The organism is Micromonospora sp. BL1 (genome assembly GCF_003667485.1).
GTDB classification, from domain to species: Bacteria; Actinomycetota; Actinomycetes; order Mycobacteriales; family Micromonosporaceae; genus Micromonospora; species Micromonospora tulbaghiae.
In genome coordinates, this window is sequence record NZ_RCVK01000369.1 from 1 (window position 1) to 392 (window position 392).

General features: G+C 76.3%; 1 pseudogene. It reads left to right on the plus strand.

The annotated features are described in order from the left end of the window. Positions 1 to 209 precede the first annotated feature (209 nt). Positions 210 to 392 (plus strand): annotated as a pseudogene (locus EAD96_RS27700) (sodium:proton antiporter); the annotation flags it as partial.

The following is a 392-nucleotide window of genomic DNA, read 5'->3' on the forward strand; positions in this document are numbered from 1 at the left end:
CAGCCGCGGCGAGCTGGCCGGGGCCGGCGCGGTGGCCGTCTACGAAGACCCGGCGGCGCTGCTGGCGGCACTGCCCGACTCGCCCGTCCTCGCCCGGAGGTGATCCCCGCGCCGCACCGGCGCGGCGGGGAGGAATACGGACGCCCTCGGCGGGGCATGGACTGTCACCACCTGCCCGTGCCCCGCGGGCGCGGCGAAGGGTGGTGGTCGTGGAGCCGGTGGACGTCGCGTTCGCGGTGGTCGGTGTGGGTGCGCTGCTGGCGGGGGTCCTGCCCCGGGCGCTGGAACGCCGGCCGCTCTCCATGCCGATCGCCTTCCTGGCGCTCGGCATGCTCGTCTTCCTGCTCCCCACCGGCCTGCCCGATCCCGACCCGCTGGTGCACAGGGAGATC